The 2,855-nt window shown below is 67.8% G+C and carries 2 protein-coding genes and 1 pseudogene; 2 read left to right on the top strand and 1 reads right to left on the bottom strand.

Annotation, left to right across the window (positions count from 1 at the left end; all coding sequences use genetic code 11):
- Positions 1-55: 55 nt before the first annotated feature.
- Entirely contained in the window at positions 56-478 is a 423-nt protein-coding gene (gene ndk / locus ABZD10_RS14915) for a nucleoside-diphosphate kinase (RefSeq protein ID WP_372887713.1), read from the bottom strand.
- Between the two features lie 131 nt (positions 479-609).
- Between ndk and ABZD10_RS14910 the strand changes: the two genes are divergently transcribed.
- Positions 610-2,457 (top strand): ABC-F family ATP-binding cassette domain-containing protein, encoded by a 1,848-nt coding sequence (locus tag ABZD10_RS14910; RefSeq protein ID WP_372887711.1) that lies wholly within the window; start codon positions 610-612, stop codon positions 2,455-2,457.
- 78 nt (positions 2,458-2,535) lie between these two features.
- Positions 2,536-2,855 (top strand): annotated as a pseudogene (locus ABZD10_RS14905) (TIGR02281 family clan AA aspartic protease); the annotation flags it as partial.

Here is a 2,855-nt window from a genome sequence, read left to right as displayed (position 1 = left end):
CCCCCCCCCCCCCCCCCCCCCCCCGGATCGGAACGCGAAAGCGATCCGAGTTCCGTCAGCCGACCAGTTCGAGGCCCGAGAAGAAATAGGCGATCTCGGTGGCGGCGGTTTCCGGCGCGTCCGAGCCGTGCACCGAGTTCTCACCCACCGATTCCGCGAATTCGGCGCGGATGGTGCCGGCAGCGGCGTCGGCCGGGTTGGTGGCGCCCATCACTTCGCGGTTCTTGGCGATGGCTCCCTCGCCCTCGAGAACCTGGGCGACGATCGGGCCCGAGGCCATGAATTCGCAAAGCTCGTCGTAGAAGGGACGCTCGGCGTGCACCGCATAGAAGACACCGGCCTGTTTCTTGGTCAGGTGGATGCGTTTCTGCGCCACGATGCGCAGGCCGGCTTCCTCGAACTTGGCGTTGATGGCGCCGGTCAGGTTGCGGCGGGTGGCGTCGGGTTTGATGATCGAGAAGGTGCGCTCGAGGGCCATGGGATCGTCTCCTGTTGAGGGGCCCGGCCAGCTGCCGGCCCCGATGTAAGAATTGGCGCCCCGATAACACGGGTTCGGGCAGTTGAAAAGCGGTGATTGACGCCGCCCGCGGCTTCGGTCAAACGGGGGCCATGCTCAAGATTTCCGACATCAGTTATTCCGTCGACGGCCGGCCCCTGTTCGAAGGCGCCTCGGCCACGATCCCCCCGGGGCACAAGGTCGGCCTGATCGGGCGCAACGGCGCCGGCAAGACCACCCTGTTCCGCCTGATCCGCGGCGAACTGGCGCTGGAGGGCGGCGAGATCACCCTGCCCCGCCAGGCGCGGATCGGCGGTGTCGCCCAGGAGGTGCCGGGCAACGAGGTGTCTCTGATCGACACCGTGCTGGCCGCCGACACCGAACGCGCCGCCCTGATGGCCGAGGCCGAGACCGCCAGCGACCCGGCGCGCATCGCCGCCATCCAGACCCGGCTGGCCGATATCGACGCCTGGAGCGCCGAGGCCCGCGCCGGCGCGATTCTCAAGGGGCTCGGCTTCGATCACGCCGAGCAGCAGATGCCCTGTTCGGCCTTTTCCGGCGGCTGGCGGATGCGAGTGGCGCTGGCGGCGGTGCTGTTTTCCCAGCCCGACTACCTGCTGCTCGACGAGCCGACCAACTATCTTGACCTCGAGGGTGCGCTGTGGCTCGAGAACTACCTGGTCAAATACCCGCACACGGTGCTGATCATCAGCCACGACCGCGAGCTGCTGAACCGCTCGGTCGGGGCCATCCTGCATCTCGATGCGCGCCGGCTGACCTATTACACCGGCCCCTATGACCAGTTTGCCCGCCAGCGCGCCGAACAGCGCGCGGTGCAGGCGGCGGCGGCCAAGAAGCAGCAGGCTCAGCGCGAGCACCTGCAGGCCTTTGTCGACCGGTTCAAGGCCAAGGCCAGCAAGGCCAAACAGGCCCAGAGCCGGGTCAAGATGCTGGAGCGGATGACCCCGATCACGGCGCCCGAAGACGCGGCGCGGGTGGTCTTCACCTTCCCCGAGCCCGAAGAGCTGTCGCCGCCGATCATCGCCATCGAGGGCGGCTCGACCGGCTATGGCGAGCGGGTGGTGCTGCGCAATCTCAACCTGCGCATCGACCAGGATGACCGCATCGCGCTGTTGGGCCGCAATGGTCAGGGCAAGTCGACCCTGGCCAAGCTGCTGTCGGGGCGGCTGGATCTGATGGCGGGGAAATTCACCAGCTCGAGCAAGCTGCGCATCGGGTTCTTTGCCCAGCACCAGGTGGACGAGCTTTACGTCGACGAGACCCCGATCCAGCACCTGATGCGCGAACGCCCGGCAGAGGGTCAGTCGCGGCTGCGCGCCCGGCTGGCCGGCTTCGGGCTGGGCGCCGACCAGGCCGAGACCGAGGTCGGGCGGCTGTCGGGCGGGCAGAAGGCGCGGCTTTCGCTGTTGCTGGCGACGCTGGATGCGCCGCATCTTCTGATCCTCGACGAGCCCACCAACCACCTTGACATCGAGAGCCGCGAAGCGCTGGTCGAGGCGCTCACCGCCTATAGCGGCGCGGTGATCCTGGTCAGCCACGACATGCATCTCCTGTCGCTGGTGGCGGACCGGCTGTGGCTGGTCAACGAGGGCACCGTCAGACCCTATGAGGACGATCTGCCGGCCTATCGCAAACTGCTGCTGACCCCGGAGCGGCCGGCCTCGAAGGCCAAGGCCAAGCCGGCGCCGAAGCGGGCCTCGCGCGATGACATGCTGGCGCTGCGCGCCGAGGTGCGCAAATGCGAGGACCGGGTCGAGAAGCTGAACGGGATGAGCGACAAGCTGGCGGCGAAACTGGCCGATCCCGGGCTCTACGATCCCGGCAAGCTGGGCGAGATGGAGGTCTGGCAGAAGAAATATGCCGAGGTCCGCGAAGCCCAGGAGCGGGCCGAGGACCTGTGGCTGCGGGCGCTGGAGAAGCTGGAACGCGCCGAGGGCTGAGGGCTGCTGGCTGCGAGCGAGGGCCGGGCTTTTTTCGCCGCCCGCCGGCGCCTATATCAAGGCCGAAAGGGGCATCTCATGAACGGCGACAGCATCGGCAACCTGGTCTACCTGGTGGTTCTCGGCAGCGCGGTGATCTTCTGGTTCGTCACCAACCACCGCCAGAGCCTGCGCCGCAACATCCAGCAGGGGCTGGCCTGGCTGCTGCTGTTCGTCGGGGTGATCGCCGCCTATGGCATGTGGGGCGACATCCGCGGCACAGTGATGCAACAGGCGCGCGTCGATGCCGCCAGCGGCCGGATCGACATTCCGCAAAGCGCCGACGGCCACTACCGGCTGACACTCGAGGTCAACGGCGTGCCGGTCGGCTTCATCGCCGACACCGGCGCCAGCGAGAT

This window comes from Shimia sp. (assembly GCF_041624275.1).
In the GTDB taxonomy this organism is placed as follows: domain Bacteria; phylum Pseudomonadota; class Alphaproteobacteria; order Rhodobacterales; family Rhodobacteraceae; genus Shimia.
Note: the sequence above shows the minus strand (reverse complement) of the source record. Positions and strands in the feature narration are given on the sequence as shown.

Excerpts from the sequence above, each read along its gene's own strand:
- ndk (WP_372887713.1), bottom strand. The coding sequence starts at position 478 with ATGGCCCTCGAGCGCACCTTCTCGATCATCAAACCCGACGCCACCCGC.
- ABZD10_RS14910 (WP_372887711.1), top strand. The coding sequence starts at position 610 with ATGCTCAAGATTTCCGACATCAGTTATTCCGTCGACGGCCGGCCCCTG.